Origin of the sequence: Streptomyces sp. NBC_01390, from assembly GCF_045040105.1 — a bacterium.
Classification (GTDB): Bacteria; Actinomycetota; Actinomycetes; order Streptomycetales; family Streptomycetaceae; genus Streptomyces.
On record NZ_CP109551.1, the window covers coordinates 7025309 to 7045338 of the forward strand.

General features: G+C 71.8%; 19 protein-coding genes. 11 read left to right on the forward strand and 8 right to left on the reverse strand.

The genetic code is table 11. The annotated features are described in order from the left end of the window. The first annotated feature begins 8 nt into the window (after positions 1-8). From OG241_RS31805 to OG241_RS31820, 4 genes are all read left to right on the forward strand, one after another. On the forward strand, positions 9-1166 hold the full coding sequence (locus OG241_RS31805) for an acyl-CoA dehydrogenase family protein (protein WP_405820124.1): 1158 nt from the start codon (positions 9-11) through the stop codon (positions 1164-1166). Between the two features lie 71 nt (positions 1167-1237). Further along, entirely contained in the window at positions 1238-2821 is a 1584-nt protein-coding gene (locus tag OG241_RS31810; RefSeq protein ID WP_405820126.1) for a 4-coumarate--CoA ligase family protein, read from the forward strand. Next, entirely contained in the window at positions 2818-3555 is a 738-nt protein-coding gene (locus OG241_RS31815) for an enoyl-CoA hydratase family protein (RefSeq protein ID WP_405820128.1), read from the forward strand. The genes OG241_RS31810 and OG241_RS31815 overlap by 4 nt, the downstream gene beginning before the upstream one ends. A gap of 245 nt (positions 3556-3800) precedes the next feature. Continuing rightward, on the forward strand, positions 3801-4346 hold the full coding sequence (locus OG241_RS31820; RefSeq protein WP_405826513.1) for a TetR/AcrR family transcriptional regulator: 546 nt from the start codon (positions 3801-3803) through the stop codon (positions 4344-4346). On the opposite strand, the gene pdxH is transcribed toward OG241_RS31820, so the two are convergent. Continuing rightward, positions 4336-5043, reverse strand: a complete 708-nt coding sequence (gene pdxH, locus OG241_RS31825; protein WP_405820129.1) for a pyridoxamine 5'-phosphate oxidase — start codon at positions 5041-5043, stop codon at positions 4336-4338. The genes OG241_RS31820 and pdxH overlap by 11 nt on opposite strands. Before the next feature lie 291 nt (positions 5044-5334). Here pdxH and OG241_RS31830 point away from each other — a divergent pair, with 291 nt between their 5' ends. After that, complete coding sequence (locus OG241_RS31830) at positions 5335-6435, forward strand: citrate synthase 2 (protein ID WP_006377987.1); 1101 nt, start codon at positions 5335-5337, stop codon at positions 6433-6435. Positions 6436-6503: 68 nt separating this feature from the next. Next, positions 6504-7160 carry a lipoprotein gene (locus OG241_RS31835; protein ID WP_405820131.1) on the forward strand — a complete coding sequence of 219 codons (657 nt, stop codon included), beginning with the start codon at positions 6504-6506 and terminating at the stop codon, positions 7158-7160. A 300-nt stretch (positions 7161-7460) separates the two neighbouring features. Here OG241_RS31835 and OG241_RS31840 read toward each other — a convergent pair whose 3' ends face one another. Next, positions 7461-7841: a winged helix-turn-helix transcriptional regulator gene (locus OG241_RS31840; RefSeq protein ID WP_405820133.1), complete on the reverse strand. Its 381-nt coding sequence runs from the start codon at positions 7839-7841 to the stop codon at positions 7461-7463. A 99-nt stretch (positions 7842-7940) separates the two neighbouring features. Between OG241_RS31840 and OG241_RS31845 the strand changes: the two genes are divergently transcribed. Continuing rightward, complete coding sequence (locus OG241_RS31845) at positions 7941-8348, forward strand: RidA family protein (RefSeq protein WP_405820135.1); 408 nt, start codon at positions 7941-7943, stop codon at positions 8346-8348. Here the strand turns inward: OG241_RS31845 and OG241_RS31850 are convergent. Continuing rightward, complete coding sequence (locus OG241_RS31850; RefSeq protein WP_405820137.1) at positions 8338-8946, reverse strand: YrhB domain-containing protein; 609 nt, start codon at positions 8944-8946, stop codon at positions 8338-8340. The two genes, OG241_RS31845 and OG241_RS31850, sit on opposite strands and share 11 nt — an antisense overlap. Then, complete coding sequence (locus OG241_RS31855; protein ID WP_405820139.1) at positions 8943-9395, reverse strand: GNAT family N-acetyltransferase; 453 nt, start codon at positions 9393-9395, stop codon at positions 8943-8945. Before OG241_RS31855 ends, OG241_RS31850 begins: the two co-directional genes overlap by 4 nt. Before the next feature lie 101 nt (positions 9396-9496). Here OG241_RS31855 and OG241_RS31860 point away from each other — a divergent pair, with 101 nt between their 5' ends. After that, entirely contained in the window at positions 9497-9955 is a 459-nt protein-coding gene (locus tag OG241_RS31860; protein WP_405820141.1) for a GNAT family N-acetyltransferase, read from the forward strand. Positions 9956-10161: 206 nt separating this feature from the next. Beyond that, on the forward strand, positions 10162-11637 hold the full coding sequence (locus OG241_RS31865) for a PAS domain-containing protein (protein ID WP_405820143.1): 1476 nt from the start codon (positions 10162-10164) through the stop codon (positions 11635-11637). On the opposite strand, the gene OG241_RS31870 is transcribed toward OG241_RS31865, so the two are convergent. Next, positions 11625-12380 carry an SIS domain-containing protein gene (locus OG241_RS31870; RefSeq protein WP_405820144.1) on the reverse strand — a complete coding sequence of 252 codons (756 nt, stop codon included), beginning with the start codon at positions 12378-12380 and terminating at the stop codon, positions 11625-11627. The two genes, OG241_RS31865 and OG241_RS31870, sit on opposite strands and share 13 nt — an antisense overlap. Positions 12381-12684: 304 nt before the next feature. On the opposite strand from OG241_RS31870, the gene OG241_RS31875 reads away from it, so the two are divergent. Both OG241_RS31875 and OG241_RS31880 read left to right on the forward strand, forming a co-directional pair. Beyond that, on the forward strand, positions 12685-13377 hold the full coding sequence (locus OG241_RS31875; protein ID WP_006377989.1) for a metal-dependent transcriptional regulator: 693 nt from the start codon (positions 12685-12687) through the stop codon (positions 13375-13377). A gap of 566 nt (positions 13378-13943) precedes the next feature. Further along, positions 13944-14825, forward strand: coding sequence for an alpha/beta fold hydrolase (locus tag OG241_RS31880; RefSeq protein ID WP_405820146.1), 882 nt, complete (start codon positions 13944-13946; stop codon positions 14823-14825). A gap of 15 nt (positions 14826-14840) precedes the next feature. Here the strand turns inward: OG241_RS31880 and OG241_RS31885 are convergent, their stop codons facing one another. Genes OG241_RS31885 through OG241_RS31895 form a run of 3 tightly spaced genes read right to left on the reverse strand, consistent with a single transcriptional unit; the run spans position 14841 to position 20028 of the window. Then, positions 14841-15512 carry a hypothetical protein gene (locus tag OG241_RS31885; RefSeq protein ID WP_405820148.1) on the reverse strand — a complete coding sequence of 224 codons (672 nt, stop codon included), beginning with the start codon at positions 15510-15512 and terminating at the stop codon, positions 14841-14843. Further along, positions 15509-15673, reverse strand: a complete 165-nt coding sequence (locus OG241_RS31890; protein WP_405820150.1) for a hypothetical protein — start codon at positions 15671-15673, stop codon at positions 15509-15511. Before OG241_RS31890 ends, OG241_RS31885 begins: the two co-directional genes overlap by 4 nt. 38 nt (positions 15674-15711) lie before the next feature. After that, on the reverse strand, positions 15712-20028 hold the full coding sequence (locus tag OG241_RS31895; RefSeq protein WP_405820152.1) for a CHAT domain-containing protein: 4317 nt from the start codon (positions 20026-20028) through the stop codon (positions 15712-15714). Between the last annotated feature and the right edge of the window lie 2 nt (positions 20029-20030).

The following is a 20030-nucleotide window of genomic DNA, read 5'->3' on the forward strand; positions in this document are numbered from 1 at the left end:
GACATTCCATGACGGCGATCGAATCCGAAGAACACAAAGCCCTACGCACCGCAGTAGCAGCCCTCGGCAAACGCTACGGCCGCGCCTACATGACCCAAGTCACCGCCGACGGCCGTCACACAGACGAACTCTGGGAAGACGCCGCCAAACTCGGCTACCTGGGCGCCAACCTGCCGGAGGCATACGGCGGCGGAGGCGGCGGCATAGCCGAACTCTCCATAGTCCTGGAGGAGTTGGGCGCCGCAGGCTGCCCGCTCCTCATGCTCATCGTCTCCCCGGCCATCTGCGGCACCGTCATCGCCCGCTTCGGCACGGACAAACAGAAACAGGAGTGGCTCCCCGGCATCGCCGACGGCACCCGCACCATGGCCTTCGGCATCACCGAACCCGACGCCGGCTCCAACAGCCACCGCATCGCCACGACGGCCCGCAAGGACGGCCCCGACTGGCTGCTCACCGGCCGCAAGGTCTTCATCTCCGGCGTGGACATCGCGGACGCGGTCCTCATCGTCGGACGTACGGAGGACTCCCGTACGGGCCGCCTCAAGCCCTGTCTGTTCATCGTCCCGCGCGACGCCGAGGGCTTCTCGCGGCGCCGGATCGACATGGACATCGAGTCCCCGGAGAAGCAGTTCGAGCTGACCCTCGACGACGTACGGCTGCCCGCCGACGCGCTCGTCGGCGACGAGGACGCCGGGCTGCTCCAGCTCTTCGCCGGGCTCAACCCGGAGCGCGTCATGACGGCCGCGTTCGCCATCGGCATCGGGCGGTACGCACTCGACACGGCCGTCCGGTACGCCAGAGAGCGCACCGTCTGGGACGCGCCCATCGGCTCCCACCAGGCCGTCGCGCACCCCCTCGCCCAGGCGCACATCGAACTCGAACTGGCCCGCCTGATGATGCAGAAGGCCGCCGCCCTCTACGACGCCGGTGACGACGTCGGTGCCGGCGAGGCGGCCAACATGGCCAAGTACGCGGCCGGGGAGGCCTGTGTGAAGGCCGTCGACCAGGCCGTGCACACCCTCGGCGGCAACGGCCTCACGCGCGAGTTCGGCCTCGCCTCGTTGATAACGGTCGCCCGTGTCGCTCGTATTGCTCCGGTGAGCCGGGAGATGATTCTCAACTACGTCTCCCACCAGACACTGGGCCTGCCCAAGTCGTACTGAAACGGCACAGCTCGACCGGCACAGCTCGACAGGCCCGGCCCGACCGGCACGGTTTTGCGCGAGGAGGAACCATGTTCCGCAGCGACTACGCAGACGTCGACCCCGTCGAACTCCCCATCCACGAAGCGGTGCTGGGCAGGGCCGCCGAGTTCGGTGACGCGCCCGCCCTCGTGGACGGCGTCGACGGCACCACCCTCACGTACGGCCAACTCGACGCCTTCCACCGGCGGATAGCCGCCGGACTCGCCGAGGCAGGCCTGCGCAAAGGTGATGTCCTCGCGCTGCACAGCCCGAACACGATCGCCTTCCCGACCGCCTTCTATGCCGCCACGCGCGCGGGTGCCACCGTCACGACCGTGCACCCGCTCGCCACCGCCGAGGAGTTCGCCAAGCAGCTGCGCGACTCGGCCGCCGCCTGGATCGTCACCGTCTCACCGCTGCTGGAGACGGCCCGCGCGGCGGCGGAACTCGCGGGCGGCGTACGGGAGATCCTCGTCTGCGACAGCGCCCCCGGGCACCGCTCGCTCATCGACATGATCGCCTCGACAGCGCCCGAGCCGGACATCGACATCGACCCGGCCGAGGACATCGCCGCCCTCCCGTACTCCTCCGGGACGACCGGCATCCCCAAGGGCGTCATGCTCACGCACCGCTCCATCGCCACCAACCTCGCCCAGCTGGCCCCGACCCTGCGCATCGGCCCCGGTGACCGCATCCTGGCCGTGTTGCCGTTCTTCCACATCTACGGGTTGACCGCCCTCATGAACATGTCCCTGGGGCACGGGGCCACCGTGGTCGTCCTGCCGCGCTTCGACCTCGACACGTTCCTCGCCGCCATCGAGAAGCACCGCATCACCGGCCTGTTCGTGGCCCCGCCGATCGTCCTGGCCCTCGCCAAGCACCCGGCGGTCGAGAACTACGACCTGTCGTCCCTGAAGTACGTCCTCAGCTCCGCCGCACCCCTGGACGCGTCGCTCGCCGCCGCCTGTTCCGCGCGGCTCGGCCTGCCGCCGGTCGGCCAGGCGTACGGCATGACGGAACTGTCGCCGGGCACGCACGTCGTCCCCCTGGACGACATGAGCACCGCCCCTCCCGGGACGGTCGGCAGACTCCTCCCGAGCACCGAGATGCGCATCCTGTCCCTCGACAACCCCGACCAGGAGGCCGTCGTCGGCGAGGCCGGCGAGATCGTCATCCGGGGCCCCCAGGTGATGAAGGGCTACCTGGGGAACCCCGAGGCCACGGCCGCGATGATCGACGCCGACGGCTGGCTGCACACCGGGGACGTCGGCCATGTCGACGCGAACGGCTGGCTGTTCGTCGTCGACCGGGTCAAGGAACTCATCAAGTACAAGGGCTTCCAGGTGGCCCCCGCGGAACTCGAGGCCCTGCTCCTCACGCATCCGGGGATCGCCGACGCGGCCGTCATCGGCGTCTACAACGAGGACAACAACGAGGTCCCGCACGCGTACGTGGTCCGCCAGCCGTCCGCCACCGACCTCTCCGAAGGAGAGGTCATGATGTACGTCGCCGAGCGCGTCGCCCCGTACAAACGCGTCCGGAACGTCACCTTCATCGAAGGCGTACCGAGGGCCGTCTCGGGCAAGATCCTGCGCCGCCGCCTGAGGGAATCAGAACCGAGGAAGACGCCGTGACACCGACAGTGACCGCCACCCGCGCGCGGGGCATCGCCACGCTCACCCTGGACGCGCCCGCCAACCGCAACTCCCTGTCCGCGTCCCTCGTACGCGACCTGAGGGACGCGCTGACGGACTGCGGCAAGGACCCGGCCGTACGGGCGGTCGTCCTCACCCACACCGGGAACACGTTCTGCGCTGGCGCGGACCTGAAGCAGCCGCCCGACCCGGCGGCCTTCGTCGGCCTGCTCCGTCAGCTGCTGGAGCTGCCGAAGCCGGTGGTCGCGCGGGTGACCGGCCACGTACGGGCGGGCGGCCTCGGACTGCTGGGCGCGTGCGATCTCGCGATCGGCGGCCCGGAGACCTCCTTCGCGTTCACGGAGGTACGGATCGGGGTGGCGCCCGCCGTCATCTCCATGCCGCTGCTGCCCCGCCTCGACCCGCGCGCCGCCGCGCGCCACTACCTCACCGGCGCCCGTTTCGACGCCGTGGAGGCCGCCCGTGCCGGCCTCCTCACGGAGGCGGCCGAGGATGTCGACGCGGCCCTGGAGCCGATCCTCGACGGGCTGCGCAGGGCGGCGCCGGGTGCCCTGGCGGAGACGAAACGGCTGCTCACGGCTAAGGTGCTGAAGATCTTCGACCGGGACACCCCCGAGCTGACCGCCCTGTCGGCACGCCTGTTCGCCTCCGCCGAGGCCCGCGAGGGGATGACGGCCTTCCTCGAACGACGGGACCCGGCATGGACGCTGTGAACGCGGCGAACACTGTGAACTCGGCAAGTGCTGTGAACGGTGTGAATGCGGCGAAAGCCGCGAAAGCGGTGGGTGCGGTCAACACTGTGAATGCGGTCAATGAGGTCAACGCGGTCAACGGTGTGACCGAGAACGTGCCCCAGACGCAGCGTGTACAGGGCTCACAGGGCTCACAGCGCTCACAAGGCTCACAGCGCTCACAGCGCGCGCCCAAGCAGGACCGCAGCCGGGCCACCCGCCAGCGTCTGCTGGAAGCCGCCGTGGCCTGCCTCGCCGAGCACGGCTGGGCGGGCTCCACGGTCTCCGTCGTCGCCGAACGCGCCGGAGTCTCCCGAGGCGCCGCCCAGCACCACTTCCCCACCCGCGAGGACCTGTTCACGGCCGCCGTCGAGTACGTCGCCGAGGAACGCTCCACCGCCCTGCGCGCCCTCTTCCCCGAGGGCGCCGCCGACCGCCGCGTGGTGGTCGCGGCCCTGGTCGACCTCTACACCGGCCCCCTCTTCCGCGCGGCCCTCCACCTCTGGGTGGCCGCCTCGAACGAGGAGCAACTGCGCCCGCGTGTCACCGAGTTGGAGGCGCGTGTGGGTCGCGAGACACATCGCATCGCGGTGGAGCTGCTCGGCGCAGACGAGTCCCGGCCAGGCGTACGAGAAACGGTCCAGGGCCTGCTGGACATGTCCCGGGGCCTGGGTCTGGCAAACCTGCTCACGGACGACAGGGAGCGCAGGGAACGTGTGGTGGCCCAGTGGGCGGCCCTGCTGGACGCGTCCCTGAACCCGGTCAGGGACTGAGTCGCTCCACGCGCCAGCTTCCGTCCGCCTCCGCCACGTACCGCAGCCGGTCGTGCAGCCGGTTCTCGCGCCCCTGCCAGAACTCCACCGTCTCCGGGGCCACCCGGAACCCGCCCCAGTTCGGCGGCACCGGCACCTGCTCGCCCTCGGGATAGCGGGCGGCCAACCCGGCGTACGAGGCGTCGAGTTCGTCCCGGGAGAGGATCACCGAGGACTGCTCGCTGGCCCACGCGCCGAGCTGCGAGCCGTGCGGCCGGGTACGGAAGTAGGCGGCAGTCTCGTCCCGCCCGGTGCGGCGTGCGACTCCCGTGACGACGACCTGGCGGCCCAGCGGGAGCCACGGGAACAGGAGTGAGACGTACGGATTGGCGGCCAGGTCGCGCCCCTTGCGGGAGCCGTAGTTGGTGAAGAAGACGAAGCCCTGCTCGTCGTACTGCTTGAGCAGCACGGTACGAGAAGAGGGCCGCCCGTCGGCATCGGCCGTGGAGACGACCATGGCGTTGGGTTCGACGAGCCCGGCGTCGGCGGCGGCCTGCCGGAACCAGCGCGCGAACTGCTCCATGGGACCGTCGGCCAGCTCGCCCTCGGAGAGGCCGTCCGCGCGGTACTGCTTGCGCATGACGGCGGGATCGGCGGGATCGAGGGGATCGATCGGGTCGAGAGGGCCGTCGAAGGGAGTGGCGTCGCGAGCGGTCACACAGTCATCTTGCCGTATCGGAGGCATCACTGTGTGCCACAGTGTGGCACTGAGTGCCGCAAGGACTCCCCAAAGATGGCACTCAGGGATATCGTGCTGTTGCCGTCCGGTTGAACGACCGATCGAACGGGGCATCACCCAGGTGACCGTTTCGGACCGCGAGCAGTGCGTAAATGGCCGTGGAACCGCACCGGACACAACTACCGGACACAGCTGTTCGCGCAGCCCAAAGCCCGCAGCCCGGCCTTACGGCCGCACCCCCCTGTCGCACACATCAAGAGGAGCCGCCTGATGTCCGACTTCGTACCCGGACTTGAGGGAGTAGTCGCGTTCGAGACGGAGATCGCCGAACCGGACAAGGAGGGCGGCGCACTCCGGTACCGGGGCGTCGACATCGAGGACCTGGTCGGCCACGTCTCCTTCGGCAACGTCTGGGGCCTGCTCGTCGACGGCGCCTTCAACCCCGGTCTGCCGCCCGCCGAGCCGTTCCCGATCCCGGTCCACTCCGGTGACATCCGGGTGGACGTCCAGTCGGCGCTGGCGATGCTCGCCCCCGTCTGGGGCCTGCGCCCGCTTCTCGACATCGACGAGCGGACGGCCCGCGACGACCTGGCCCGCGCCGCCGTCATGGCCCTGTCGTACGTCGCCCAGTCGGCGCGCGGCCAGGGCAACGCCATGGTCCCGCAGCGCGAGATCGACAAGGCGCAGTCCGTCGTGGAACGCTTCATGATCCGCTGGCGCGGGGAACCGGACCCGAAGCACGTCGCCGCTGTGGACGCCTACTGGACGAGCGCGGCCGAGCACGGCATGAACGCGTCCACCTTCACGGCGCGGGTGATCGCGTCGACGGGCGCGGACGTGGCGGCGGCCCTGTCGGGCGCGGTCGGAGCGATGAGCGGGCCCCTGCACGGAGGCGCCCCCTCGCGCGTTCTCGGCATGATCGAGGAGATCGAGCGCACGGGCGACGCGGACGCCTACGTGAAGCAGGCCCTGGACAAGGGCGAACGCCTGATGGGCTTCGGCCACCGTGTCTACCGGGCCGAGGACCCACGCGCGCGCGTGCTGCGCCGGACGGCCCGTGAGCTGGGTGCTCCGCGCTTCGAGGTCGCCGAGGCGCTGGAGAAGGCCGCGCTGGCGGAGCTGCACGCCCGCCGTCCGGACCGTGTCCTGGCGACGAACGTCGAGTTCTGGGCGGCGATCGTCCTGGACTTCGCCGAGGTTCCGGCCCACATGTTCACGTCCATGTTCACGTGCGCCCGTACGGCCGGCTGGTCGGCCCACATCCTGGAGCAGAAGCGCACCGGCAGGCTCGTACGCCCGTCGGCCCGCTACACCGGCCCGGGCACCCGCAACCCGCAGGAGATCGAGGGGTACGAGGGCATCGCCCACTGAAGCCCCGAGTGAGGGACTGTCACCCGCTCCGATAACGTGTCCCGCTCGAACGAGGGGAGACACGGCAGATGCTGGTCGGGGCGGGGAACAGGCGGCACGGGTCGGTCCGGGCGACGCTGCTGGTGGCGGCGCTGACCGCGCTGGCGGGCTGCTCGCAGGCGGCGGACGACGGTACGGAAGCGAAGGCGACCGCGAGTGGGAGCGCGAGCGCCACGGCGACGGCGGCCGGGACCAGCGACAGGAGCGCCAGGAGCGCCAGGAGCGGCGGCAGCATCGGCGCCGCCGGCTCGCCCTGTGAACTCCCCGTCACCTTCGACATCGCCGAGGACTGGACGGCGGAGGCCGTCGCCGAGCCCCCGCGCCAGGGCCCGGTCGCCCTCGCGTGCGAGGTGGACGCCAAGCCCGCCGGGCACATCGGCTTCCTGCGAGTCTGGACCGGCGCCCCGGGCGCCGACGACGCGCGCACGGTGCTGAAGGCCTTCATGGCCGCCGAGGCCGGTGCGACCAAGGCGCGGTACAGCGCGTTCAAGGCGGGCGCCCTCACCGGTGCCGAGGTGGAGTACCTCTACAAGACCGAGTTCGAGGACACCCCGAAGAAGGAGCGAGCCCTCGCGGTCACGACACCGGGCGGACCGGTCGTCGTACACCTCGGAGGGCTGGACACCGGGGAACACGAGGCGATGCTCCCGGCCTACGAACTCGCCAAGCGAACCCTGAAGGCATAGCCCCGGGGGAGGGGGCTGAACGCAGGCGACCCGCGAACTCGGTCCCTCTGGTGGAGGGGCCGGCCGGACGTGCCGGCGAGCTCGCGGGTCGGGTGACTGCGTTGGATTCGGCCGGCTGCGTGTCAGTCGCCCACGCTGGTCCGGCACCGCATTGAACGTGGTGGCGAGCCGCTAGCCCGCAGCCACCTCACGCGTCCGGGTTACCTTCATGTACCCGATCACCTCCCTTCGGTGTGAGTCACACCCTAGATACGCGAGTGACCGCCGTTCAACCGGTTTTTCGAGACGTCCGGAGCGAGGTCAGGTGTCGAAGCGCCGCCGGGCGCTGTCGATGTGTCCCATGTACTGATGGGTCCACTCGCACATGCCGTCGACCGTGGCCCGAAGCCCCTGGCCCGCCTCGGTGAGCGTGTACTCGACCCGGGGCGGCACCGTGGGGTACACGCGTCGCTCCGCCAGGCCGTTGCGTTCCAGCATGCGCAGGTTCTGGGTGAGCATCTTGTGGCTGATGCCCTCGACCTCGTTCCGCAGCTCACTGAAGCGCAGGGTGCGCTCGCCGAGTGCCTCGATGATCAGCAGCGCCCATTTGTTGGCCACGTCGGAGAAGATCTCGCGCGCCAACGAGTCCGCGCGCCGCAGGTCCATTTCGTTGGCCGAGCCGCTGAACTGCTTGGTCACCATCTGGTTCCCCAGTCACCGAAAAGTGCGTTCTTCCATGTCAGCAGACACTCTCCTATGGTTCCTGAGTAACCACAAGAGAGCTAAGGAAGGCGATCAGTCATGGCCATCACCCTGCTGAACCCCGAGGGCCTGCCCAAGATCGACGTGTACCGCCAGGTGTCGATCGCGACCGGTTCGAAGCTGGTCTTCATCGCGGGGCAGGTCGCCTGGGACGCCGACGGCGTCACGGTCGGCGAGGGCGACCTCGCCGCGCAGGTCGAGCGCAGCTACCTCAACGTCGGCACCGCCCTGGCAGAGGCCGGCGCAACCTTCGACGACGTCGCGAAACTGACGGTCTACGCCGTCGACTGGACTCCGGACAAGATGCCCACGCTCCTGGAGGGAATCGCCAGGGCGGCCGAGAAACTGGGAGTCACCCCGGTTCCGCCGGCCACACTGATCGGTGTCGCGGCACTCGACATACCCGATCACCTGGTCGAGATCGAGGCCACGGCGGTCATCGACTGACGGGATTTCCCGCTGCGGGATTTCCCGGGCGGATGGTCGTCACCGTGAGCACCGGGTCGACAGGCTCGACGAGCTGCTCGACGGCGACGGCCACGAGGTCGACCGGAGCAGCCCCGGCCAGCAGTCCGTTCACGTAGCGGACGGCTCGCGCAGGAGACAAGGCCGGCAGCCGTTGCCGTAGGACGCGTACGGAATGCATGTGCCCGTGTGCGGCGGCGAGTTCGCGCAGTTCGTCGTGCAGGTCGTCGACGGGGGTACGGACGGCCAGGCCACGGACACGGACGCGGTAGTCGGCCTCCCACTCCCCGCCCATCGCGGCGAGGACCCCGATCACGTGCAGCCCTCCGTCGACCCGGTCGACGAGGTAGGGGCCGCTGCCGATCAGCATGGAGCCGGGTTTCCCGGTGCGGAGGAACTCCTCGGACTGGCAGTGGACGAGCCACACCAGTTCGTGCTCCTCCACCCGCGCCACCACCACACGCGCCGGGTCCACGTCCAGCGCCGACCACTTCTCGTACTCCCGGGCCAGCTCCTCCTCGACGATGCGGACCGCGTCCTCGCGTTCCACGACCCGGGGGCCGGTCTCGGCGCTCGTCATGTGCGCTCGCGCATCATGAACACGTCCACCGCGTCCTCGCTCTCCACCCTGAACCCGTGCCGCTCGTACAGTCGTCGGGCCGGGCTCCCCTGGAGCACGTTCAGCCGGACGGGAGTGCCCTCGTCGTCGCACCGCTCCAGCAGGTCACGCAGGATCCCCCCGCCGATGCCGAGGCCGTGGAGGCGTGGGTCCAGATAGAAGTGCTCCAGCCAGTGGACGGGGCCCTGGGGGTCCTCGGCCGGGCGCAGTGCCACGCAGCCCGCGAAGTCGCCGCCCACCTCGATCACCCAGGTGTGGGCCGGGTCGAACGCGTCCCGGAAGCGCTGCCGGACGCGCTGCTCGTCGTACCGCCCGAGTCGTTCCAGATCCGGCCGCATCACCACGGCACGCAGCTCGGCCACCGGTTCGATGTCCGGTGCCGTCGCCGGTCGTATCTCCCAGTCCGCCATGATCGGCACGGTACTACTGGGTACTTCTCGGTACTACTCCGTTGACGGCCGCCCGCGGGGTGCGATTTTCTGGCACCGTGTCTGATCTTCGTATCGTGCCCGTGAGTGATGTCGATGGCGATGTCTACGAGGCTGCCCTTGAGGACTGGCGGTACGTCCACAACGTGATCGTTCCGCCCGCCGCCATGTCGCTGGACGACGTGCGCGAGCGCAGTGGGCGCAACCGGCTGGAGGTCGCGTATCTCGGGGACACCCTGGTGGGGTGTTCCACCGTCCGGCCGCCCGCCGGGGACGGGGGTGGGGGCGCGGCCGTGGCCACCGTCATCGCGCGCGTGCTGCCCGGTTTTCGTCGGCGCGGGTTCGGGACGGAGCAGTATCTGCGGGGGCTCGGGCAGGCGCGGGAACTCGGTGCCGAGGTGATCGAGACCGTCGTGCTGGCCGCCAACGAGGACGGCCTCTCCTTTGCGTACAGGCAAGGGTTCGTCGAGGTCGAGCGGTATGTGCTGGACGGGGAGAGCGATCTCTGGGTCGACCTGCGGCTGGCTCCGACCGCTTCCTGAGGCCTGACATTCCGTACGGTCGGTTTGGTCCGGGGGCGGGAGGGGCAGGAGCGGCTTGTTCCCGGTGTACGGCGAATTTCCGCCGTACAACGATTTCCTTCGAACTTGGGGGAACTCGATGTGTGCTGCGTCACGTTCGAGTTGAATGATGGTGAGTGAGCGAACCGTCGCGCAGTACGTGCGGACGCGGCCTGCAGGGGGTCCAGGTGAGTGCTTCCCGGCGTAGTGGGACCACCGACGAGCTGGGGCCGGACGAGCCCGAGAGGGACGGCCCGGAAGGTTCGGACGGTGGTGGCTTCGACCTGCTCGCGGCGCTTCTCGACGGCATGGACGCCGCCCTGTGTGCCTTCGACGCCGACGGCGTCGTGACCCACTGGAACCGGGAGGCCGAGCGGATTCTCGGCTGGAGTGCCGCCGAGGCCGTCGGGCGGCACGGGTTCGCCGGGTGGGCGGTGCGCAAGGCCGACGCCGAGGAGGTCGAGGGGCGGCTGCTGTCCGCGATGCACGCACCGGGACGCCAGGTGCACGAGTTCGCGCTGCTGACCAAGGACGGCGGCCGGGTGCTCGTACGGACCCAGTCCGCCGCCGTGCGCGGGCCCGACGGCAAGCCCGCCGGGCTGTACTGCGCCTTCAGCGAGGTGCACGCGCAGATAGACCTCGAGCGGTCGATCGCCCTGAGCGAGGCGTTGTTCGAGGACGCCAGCTGGGGCGTCGTCCTCGTCGACGCCGATCTACGGCCCGCCGTCGTCAACGCGCACGCGGCGCGCCTGCTCGGCACCGGCCGCACCGCCGTGCTCGGGCGCCCCCTCGGGGAGCTGCTCTCGCAGGGTGTCGAGGAGCTGGAGGGCGCGCTGACGCACGTCCTCGCCGAGGGCGCGCCCCCCGCGCCCGCCGAGATGTGGGTGAGTGTGCGCACGCCCGAGGGCGAGAAGAGGCGCTGCTGGCGGAGCGGGTTCCTGCGGCTGGCCTCGCCGCTCACCGAAGAACCGGTTCCCCTCGGTGTGGGGTGGCTGTTCCAGGACGTCACCGAGGCCAAGCAGATCGAGCAGGACGCGGCTCAGCTGCGGTTCCGCAGCCAGCAGCTGCACCGGGCCGCGCGGGCCGCCGCCGAGTACGAGGACCCCGCCGAGGCCGCGACCATCCACCTGGACTTCGCCCTCGCCGGCTTCGCCGACCACGCGCTCATCGACCGGATCGCCGTCATCGGCGGCGAGGCGGCCGACGGTACGGCGGACGACGGGGACGGTCCGGTACGACTGGTCCGCGCCGCCGCCACGCCCTCCGGGGCACCGGGGCCCAGCGTCCTCGCCGGCCAGGCCGGCCTGCCGGTGCGCTACGGCGACGGGCACCCCGCCGTGCAGGCCGTGGAGCGGTCCGGGTCGGTGCGGGCGAGCGCCGGGTCGTACGCCGCCGAACAGGCCCGCGCGTGGGCCGTCCAGCGCCGCTGGCCGCCGGATTCGGTCCACGCGCTGTGCGCGGTGCTGCGCAGCCGGGGGCGCACCCTGGGCGTCGTGACGTTTCTGCGGGGCGCCGGGCGGAGCCAGTTCGAGCGTACGGACGCGATGTACGCCGAGGACGTGGCCGCCCGGATCGCGGTGGCCCTGGACCTCGCCGGGCTCGGGGAGCGCGACCTCAGGGAGCGGGACCCCAAGCAGGAGGGGCCGAGCCCTCAGCGCTCGTAGAAGATCCGGTCGCCGTACTGCTTGAGGATGTGCGCGTTCCAGTCGTGGCCGCCGTCCACGTTGCCGGAGCGCAGCAGCGGGGGCTCGATGCCCCGGTCCGCCAGGATGCCCGCCGCCGTGGCCATGACCGACTGGAGCAGGGCCGACGTGACGACCGTGGAAGCGGGGGCGAAGGGCGCCGGGACGGTGTCGAGGGTGAGTACGGCGTCGCCGGGGGCGATCTTCGAGTCCAGTACGACGTCGCAGTGGTCCTTGAGGAACGTGCCCGAGGCGTTCCGGGGCGTCGTCTCCGTCGCGTAGGCCACCGACGTCACGCCGATGACCTTCACGCCGAGGGCACGCGCGCGGAGCGCCATTTCCACCGGGAGGGCGTTGCGGCCGGAGAGGGAGATGATCACGAGGACGTCCCCCGCGCGCAGCGGTGAGGTGTCCAGGACCGCCGTGGCCAGGCCCTCGACGCGTTCCAGTGCGGAGCCCAGCGTGGCCGGCACGACGTCGACGCCGACGACACCGGGGACGGCCAGCAGGTTCATCAGGGCGAGGCCGCCCGCGCGGTAGACGATGTCCTGCGCGGCGAGCGAGGAGTGCCCGGCGCCGAAGGCGAACAGGCGCCCCTCGGCCTGCACGGTGTCGGCGATGAGCGTGCCGGCGGCCGTCACGGTGTCCGTCTCCTCGTCGCGCACCCGCCGCAACAGCCCGATCGCGGCGTCGAGGAACTGCCCGGCCAACTCGCTGTCGCTCATCGGTAAGCCCTTCGGGGATCGGCGTATCGGTCCGTACCGGTCCGCGTATCAGGCCGCGTATCGGTCCGTGTCGCCGATCACGGTGAGGTCTGGACCAGTGCCCTGTCAACAGCGCCACCGGCCGTTCCGGCGCCCGTCGCCGTACCCTCGGTGAAACGTGCTGTCTACCCGACCGCGAGGATCCGTAACCGTGTGGTTCCCCCGCGGCGGCACGGTTGTCAGTGGTATGCGTCAGAATTGAAGCCAGGGCCAGCGCACGCGCCGGAGCCGTCGAGCCTCCGGCACATCTCATCAAGGGGCACGTATGTCCGGACTGATCGATACGACGGAGATGTATCTCCGCACCATCCTCGAGCTGGAGGAGGAAGGTGTGGTCCCCATGCGCGCCCGGATCGCCGAGCGGCTGGACCAGAGCGGTCCGACGGTCAGCCAGACCGTGGCCCGGATGGAGCGCGACGGTCTGGTGGCGGTCGCCAGCGACCGGCACCTGGAGCTCACCGACGAGGGCCGCCGCCTCGCCACCCGCGTCATGCGCAAGCACCGCCTCGCGGAGTGTCTGCTCGTCGACGTGATCGGCCTGGAGTGGGAGCAGGTCCACGCGGAGGCGTGTCGCTGGGAGCACGTGATGAGCGAGGCCGTCGAGCGCCGGGTCCTCGAACTGCTGCGCCACCCCACCGAGTCGCCCTACGGCAACCCGATCCCGGGCCTGGAGGAGCTGGGCGAGAAGGACGGCGCGGACCCCTTCCTCGACGAGGGCATGGTCTCGCTGGCCGACCTCGACCCGGGTGTGGACGGCAAGACGGTCGTCGTACGGCGTATCGGCGAGCCCATCCAGACGGACGCGCAGCTGATGTACACGCTGCGTCGCGCGGGTGTGCAGCCCGGTTCGGTGGTGAGCGTGACGGAGGCGGCCGGCGGGGTGCTGGTCGGCAGCGGCGGTGAGGCGGCCGAGCTGGAGGCGGGCGTGGCCTCGCACGTGTTCGTGGCGAAGCGCTGACCCGGGCCTGACCCAGACCGCTGTCGCGGCTCCGGTCGCCGCACCGTCAACTCCTGTGACCGGCGCGGAAATTGTCATGTCCTGGGATCCGTGCCGTTCCGGGGCGCCAATCCAAGATTCACTGTGCGGAATCGCAGCGCTCGGCCGTTTCGCATGCCACGCTGTCGCGTGAGGCATATGACCTGAGGGCTCTTGGCCGGGAGCGGCAGCGGTGCCGCCCGGCGGGGGAGGGGGAGCGTGAGGATGTGCCGCGGACATGAAGGCGGACATGAAGAGGGCCCCGGCGCCAAGCGGCGCCGGGGCCTGTCCTCCCCTGTGCTGACCCGGAGCCCCGAGCTCCCAGGGTCATCCCCTTCGGACCGTTTTCCCCGAGCGGTCCGCCTCCCGCAGAAGATCTCCCCTCGGCCGCGCGGATCATTCCTGGAGCGGGGTCACTCGAACGAGGGGTGTTGCGGCCGGAGTCCGCATTTTCGAATAGCCATTCGATAATCTGTGGGCAGAGGGAACATCGACAGCTGATCGGCAGCCAGAGGAAACATCGATAGCTAGGGGGGTGCCAGAGACCTATGGCGCGGCGTATCGACGTGACCGGAGCGGGCGGCGTACGACTTGCCGCCTGGGAGTTCGCCGACCCTCCCAAGACCGGTGAGGAGCAGGCCAGGGTCACCGAACCCGAGCAGGCACCCGGCGTGCTGTTACTGCACGGGCTCATGGGCCGCGCCTCGCACTGGGCGTCCGCCGCCCGCTGGCTGGGCGAGCGGCACCGGGCCGTCGCACTCGACCAACGGGGCCACGGCCAGAGCGACCGCCCACCGGGCGACCTCTACACCCGCGAGGCGTACGTCGAGGACGCCGAGGCGGCGATCGAGCAGCTCGGCCTCGGCCCCGTCGTCCTCATCGGCCACGCCATGGGCGCCCTGACCGCCTGGCAGCTCGCCGCGAAACGCCCCGACCTGGTGCACGGCCTGATCATCTGCGACATGCGGGCGTCGGCGCTGGGCGCGGCCTCCCAGCGTGAGTGGGAGGACTGGTTCAAGGCCTGGCCCGCCCCCTTCGCCACCCTCGCCGACGTGCGCAAGTGGTTCGGTGAGGACGACCCCTGGGTGGAGCGGCCCAGCCCCTCGCGCGGCGAGTTCTACGCCGAGGTGATGCAGGAGTCCCCCGACGGCTGGCGCCCCGTCTTCCAGCCGGAGCACATGCTCAAGTCCCGTGAGACATGGGTGTTCGACGCGCATTGGGAGGAGCTGACGCAGGTTCAGTGCCCCGCCCTCGTCGTGCGCGGTCTGGACGGCGAACTGGGCCGGGCGGAGGCGCAGGAGATGGTCCGCGTCCTGCCGAGGGGCGAGTACGCGGAGGTGGCCGACGCCGGCCACCTCGTGCACTACGACCAGCCGGACGCCTGGCGCGCGGCGATCGAACCGTTCCTGGACGGTGTCCTGGCCCGGTAGCCCCTGCTGGGCGCGTCAGGTCTTGCCGGTTCCTCCTGTCGCCGTCAGGAAGGCGACCGCGCCGGTCGCGACGAGGGCCACCGAGAGAAGGCACCAGCGGCGGGCCTCGTGGAAGGCGGCCCGGATCTGCCAGACGTGCGCCATGGCGAGCAGCCAGCGTACGAAGGGGTCGGTGCGGGCGATGTTGGCCTTCGCCCGGTCCAGGTGCCCCCGCAGCTGCGCGCGGCGGTGCGGGTCGGTCTCGGCGCCGAGCGCGCGCTGGATGTTCACGGCGACGGCACGGTGGCGCAGCAGATCGTCGACGCCGGTGGCGGCGGAGCCGAAGAAGTCGGCGGGGGACGCGTCGATCAGCTCGCGCAGGCCGCGTGCCGCCGGGGTGGCGAGGGTGGCCGCGGTGGTGATCGGCGGTACGAGCACCCGGCTCACCTGCCAGACGGCGAGGCAGACCCCGGTGAGCGCGACTGCCAGGGCGCCGCCCGCGACCAGCGCCTCGCCCAGCCCGTGCACCTTCCCGACGGCCACCAGCGGCCCACCGCCGACGAGCGCGACCCCGACGGCACCGAAGGAAGCGATCATCCACCGTGCGGCGGCCCGCAGTTCGGGCACGGCGTCGAGAGGGGAGGGCAGGGCGTCGAAGGGCGTGCCGACGTCCGGTCCCGGCGAGGCCGGCGGCGGTTCGGTGCTCACTGCGGCCAGTCCTTGACGGTGGGGGAGTCCTTGGTCAGCGCCTGGGGCGGGCCGTCGTCGTCGGGCACGTCCGGGTACAGGACCCACGCCGTGCCGTCGTAGAACTCCAGCACACCGTTGTCGCCGAGCCGTACGTCGTTGATCTTCGGGGCGTCCGCCATGCGCGCAGTATCCCAGGCGACCGCCGCCAGCGGGTTGGTCAACGGGCCGCCCTCTCCGCCACGTTGACATAGTGCAGCACCGCGGCGACCGCCGCCCGCTGGGTGGGTTCCCGCAGCTCGGTGCCGAGCGCGGGGTCGCGTTCGCCGCCGAGGATCCGTTCCAGGGCCGAGGCCATCGGCGCGAGGAGCGGGTCCGAGGCGAACCCGTCCAGGTTCTCCCGGGTCGCCTCGTCGGTGCCGTCCCCGTCGAGGGCGGTGGCGACGAAGATGCCGAGGGCGATGCCGAGATGCATGGCGGTCCACATTTCGACGGGTACGGTCAGCCGGCCGGCCAGCGCGTCCAGCGCGCGCCCCGCAACGGCGGCGTCGAGGGGTCCCAGCCCGGCGAGCACACGTGGCCCGCGCTCACCGCCCTGGATCCGGGCCAGTACGTCGACCAGGGGGCCGAACATCGGGTCCAGCGCGCCGAGTTGGGCGAGGTGCTGGCGCAGCTTCACCTTCGCCGCCGTGTTGCGCCGCTCGGCGGCCAGCAGTGCCGCGAGCGCGGGTTCCCAGGTCATGCCCCACGCCGCCGCCTGCACAGCGCCGAGCCGACGCGCCTCCGCCTCCGTCCCCGTCCACGTCCCGGTTCCCGTTCCTGTCAACGTTGCCTGCGCTTCCTCCTCCGCGCTTCTCCGCACGTCCTGGACCAGCGTGGCGAGCGTCTCCCGGGCGCGGGCGGGCCCGGGGTCCAGGACGGCCAGCAGGCGGTCCAGGGTGACCCCGGGCACCGCGGCCACCTGTGCGCACAACTCCTCGATGTCCAGGCTCAGTTGAGCCCGGGCGTCCGGCCCGAACTCCCGCAGGTCGCCCGCGAGGGACAGCGCGGCGTTCGTCGTCCGGCCGCCGCCGGTGAGCGTGCCGAGCAGCGCCCCCGCGAGATGGTGGGCGACCGCGCCCGCCGCGTCCCGCGCGTGGACGTGCAGATAGGTGCCCAGGTTGGCGTGGCCGACCGCGACGAGCGCCGGCAGCCCCGCCCGGTACGCGTACCGCAGACTGTCCCGTTCCCGGGCGATCGCCACCTCGCCGTGCCCCCGGACGTGCGCCACATGGGCGAGCGCCCCGAACACCTCACCCAGGTAAGGGAAGTCCCCCGCGTCCTCGAAGACCTCCCGGCACTCCTCGAGCAGCCGCAGCGCGTCCTGCGTCCGGCCCAGACTCAGCAACGGCATGTACGCGGGCAGCCGGGCCCGCGCGAAGTCGGTGACCGGGGCGCCGCGGGCCTGTTTGGAGGCGGCCAGGTCGTCGGCGTACTCCAGCGCCCGACGCCACTCGCCCGCCTCGATCGCGGCGCGTTGCCCGGTGTCGCACAGCTCCTCCCAGACCTCCCACCAGTCGACTCCCTCCCGGGGCCCGCGCTCCCGGGGCAGGTCACGTGCTCGCCGGTGCAGGTCGTCGGCCTCGGCGAGGGTCTCGCCGGCCCGGTCGGTCTGCGACAGGACGTGCAGCCGCTGGACCTCGTACAGGAGCGTCGTCCAGATGCCCGAGCCGGCCCTGCGGGCGAGTTCGAGGCCCTGTTCGGCGAGGGCGAGCGCCTCCGTGAGACGTCCGGCGCGTACGCAGAGGTCGACCAGGCCGCTGGTCGCGGTGGCGGCGGCCGAATGGTCGCCGCGTTCGAGCGCCGAGGCGAGCGCGGCGCGTTCCCGCCGTTCGGCGAGTGCCGGGTCGGTCTCGCTGAGCACCCGCGCCAGCGCGTCCGTCGGCGGTACGACTCCGGTGCCCGGCGCGGACGCGGCGCGCACCGCGATCCGGCGCAGCAGCGGCAGTACGCGGGCCCGGGTCGGACCCGAGGCGTCCCGGCGCAGTACGGCCTCCAGCAGCGTCGCGGCGTCCGACTCCTGACCCAGCCGGATCAGATAGGGAGCGGCGGACAGCGCGGCGTGCGTCAGCAGCGGCCCGGCCAGCTGGGCGCCCTCGGCGTCGGTGCCCTCGCGGGTCCACGCCATCTCGAACACCCGCAGCCAGTACCCCCACATCCGCGTGTCCACCGGTTCCCGCACCCGCGCACCGGCCCGCGCCCGCCCCTCGGCGGCGACGGCGGCCTGGATCTCGTACGACTGTCCCGGCCGCGGGGTGAGGAGCCCGTGGGTGACCAGTGTCCGCAGTGCCGGGTCGACCGGTGTGTCGGGGTGGCCGAGTCGGTCGCACAGGTCGGACCAGTTGTGGTCCAGGACCACGCGGGTGCGGTCGGTCTCCTCCAGGCAGCACAGGACATGGAACAAGTCACGCTCGGCCGGGGCGAGTTCGGCGGCGATGCTCTCGGCCCAGGCGCGGAGTACGCGAAGGTACTCGTCGTCGTCATCCTGGTCGGCGCCGCTGTCCGCTGCCGCTGCCCGGCTCCCGGCGGCCAGCAGCCGGGTCAGGCGCTCCGGATCGGCGGCCTGGGCATCGGCCAGTTCCAGCAACCCCGGGTGCCCCTGGGCGAGTTGGAGAAGCCCGGTGGCGAGTCGCCGGGCGGCTGCGGGTGCCGTGCCGGGGAGCTGCCCGGCGATCAGACGGGCCAGCTGGGGGAGTGCGCGGGCCAGCAGCAGGGTTTCGTCGGGGGTGAGCAGGTCGACCGGCTCGGTCGGTACGCGCGTCCCCAGCCCGGCAGGCCGTACCCGCCCGCACAGGATCAGCCGTCCCGCCCCGGCGTGCTCGGACAGTGCACCGACGAGAGCGCCCCAACGCCGGTCCCGCCAGGCCCTGTCGGGAGTCAGCAGCGCGTCGATGCCGTCGACGACCAGCAGCACCCGCTCCCGCTCCAGCCACGAAGCGACGGCGCCGACGAAGTCCTTCGCCGACCGGTCGGGCCCGCCCGCGTCCAGCAGACTCAGACAGCGCAGCCCCGGCACCGCCCGATCCAGGGTCAGGGCGAAGGAGGTGAGCGCCTCCTCCGGGTGCTGGACGCTGTCCTGCTCCTGGGGCGCGGTGAACCAGACGACCCGCTCGAAGGCGTGGGCGTGCGTCGCTGCCAACTCCCGTGCGCACGCGGTCTTTCCGGCCCCCGGCATGCCCTGCAGCAATATCCCGCAGAGCCCGCTGCGAGGGGCCAGGGCGGCACCGGCACGCGCGAGGAGGGCGACGCGGCCGACGAAGTAGTCGGGTTCGGGAGGGAGTTGGGCGGCAGTCCCCTGGCCGGGAACGGCCGCCCCGCCAGCCGTCCCGTCAGTAGTCCCGCCGGTCGCCTCACCCGGCGGCGCCACCCTCGGCGCGTCCAGGGTGAGCCCAACCGCCCGCGCCCCGAACAGCGCCGGAGTCGCCGCACGCAACGCGGAACCAGGCATCCCCTCCGACCCGGCGTCCGCCGCCGACAACTCGCCCAGCACCCCTGCCAGCGCTCGGGGCAACACCCGCCCCTCGACGACCAGTTGACGGTAGACACCCTCGGCGAGGGCGGCGGCGAACCCGTCCTCCACCGGATACCGCATCGCCAGCACCGCACACCCGAGCCGCTCGACGAGGTCCCCGGCGACCGCCCCGACGACCACTTCCCCGGAGCCCTCGCCCACCGGTTCCGGAGCCGCCGCCGACCAGCAGGCCGACAGGGTGACCAGGGAGACGTCACGGGCGGCGGCGAGGAGGTCGACGAGCTCGGGTGCGCCAATCCGGTCGGGGTGCCCCGCGTCGGTCTCCAGGAGGAGTTCGCCGGGGGCGCCGTGCCCGGAGACATGGACGAGGTCCCAGCCGGCCGGCCGCGCCAGTACCTCCCGCAGCCGCTCGCGCGTCACCCCGTACTGCAGTGTGCGCACCTCCACCGCGCGCCCGGCCTCCGCCGCCTCCGCGAACAGCCGGGTCAGCGCGAGCCGTTCGCGCCGCAGGTTCAGCGCCCGGCTTCCCTCGGGCAGACTGAACAGCGCCAGCACCCGCACCGGACCGTCCTCGCGCCGCCCGCCCCGGCGCCCGGCACCCCACTGCGTCACGAGGGTCACGTCCTGGACGGCCAGTGGCCGCCCCGCAGCATGGGCCAGTTCCAGGGGGACGAACAGCAGGCGCCGCGCGCCCGGTACGTCCCTCGGCACGACGACCCGTACCACCGCCGGGGCCGCCGCGAGCAGCGCGGGGGCGACGGGCCCGAGGACCTCCGCGCCGATCCACGTGCCCACCTCCCGGACGATCTCCCGTTCGCGCACGGCCCGTACGTCCGGGGCCGCGTGCCGGCGCAGATAGCCGGGCAGGTCGAGAAAGGCCTCGTACTGGGGGCCGGCCGGGTCCAGCCGGACCTCGTGCCGGGCGAGGACCCCGCCGTCCGGCCCGAGCAGCAGCCAGCGCCAGCGGTCGGGTCCGGTGAAGTCCTCGACGAGCAGGGTCAGTTCCGCGACGGCCCCGTCCGGCATCG

Coding starts and splice junctions, on each gene's coding strand:
- OG241_RS31840 (WP_405820133.1), bottom strand. CDS start 7,841: ATGGTGACCAAGCAGTTCAGCGGCTCGGCCAACGAAATGGACCTGCGG.
- OG241_RS31890 (WP_405820150.1), bottom strand. CDS start 15,673: ATGGCGGACGCCCCGAAGATCAACGACGTACGGCTCGGCGACAACGGT.
- OG241_RS31805 (WP_405820124.1), top strand. CDS start 9: ATGACGGCGATCGAATCCGAAGAACACAAAGCCCTACGCACCGCAGTA.
- OG241_RS31895 (WP_405820152.1), bottom strand. CDS start 20,028: ATGCCGGACGGGGCCGTCGCGGAACTGACCCTGCTCGTCGAGGACTTC.
- OG241_RS31835 (WP_405820131.1), top strand. CDS start 6,504: ATGCTGGTCGGGGCGGGGAACAGGCGGCACGGGTCGGTCCGGGCGACG.
- OG241_RS31875 (WP_006377989.1), top strand. CDS start 12,685: ATGTCCGGACTGATCGATACGACGGAGATGTATCTCCGCACCATCCTC.
- OG241_RS31850 (WP_405820137.1), bottom strand. CDS start 8,946: ATGACGAGCGCCGAGACCGGCCCCCGGGTCGTGGAACGCGAGGACGCG.
- OG241_RS31830 (WP_006377987.1), top strand. CDS start 5,335: ATGTCCGACTTCGTACCCGGACTTGAGGGAGTAGTCGCGTTCGAGACG.
- OG241_RS31845 (WP_405820135.1), top strand. CDS start 7,941: ATGGCCATCACCCTGCTGAACCCCGAGGGCCTGCCCAAGATCGACGTG.
- OG241_RS31810 (WP_405820126.1), top strand. CDS start 1,238: ATGTTCCGCAGCGACTACGCAGACGTCGACCCCGTCGAACTCCCCATC.
- OG241_RS31870 (WP_405820144.1), bottom strand. CDS start 12,380: ATGAGCGACAGCGAGTTGGCCGGGCAGTTCCTCGACGCCGCGATCGGG.
- OG241_RS31880 (WP_405820146.1), top strand. CDS start 13,944: ATGGCGCGGCGTATCGACGTGACCGGAGCGGGCGGCGTACGACTTGCC.
- OG241_RS31855 (WP_405820139.1), bottom strand. CDS start 9,395: ATGGCGGACTGGGAGATACGACCGGCGACGGCACCGGACATCGAACCG.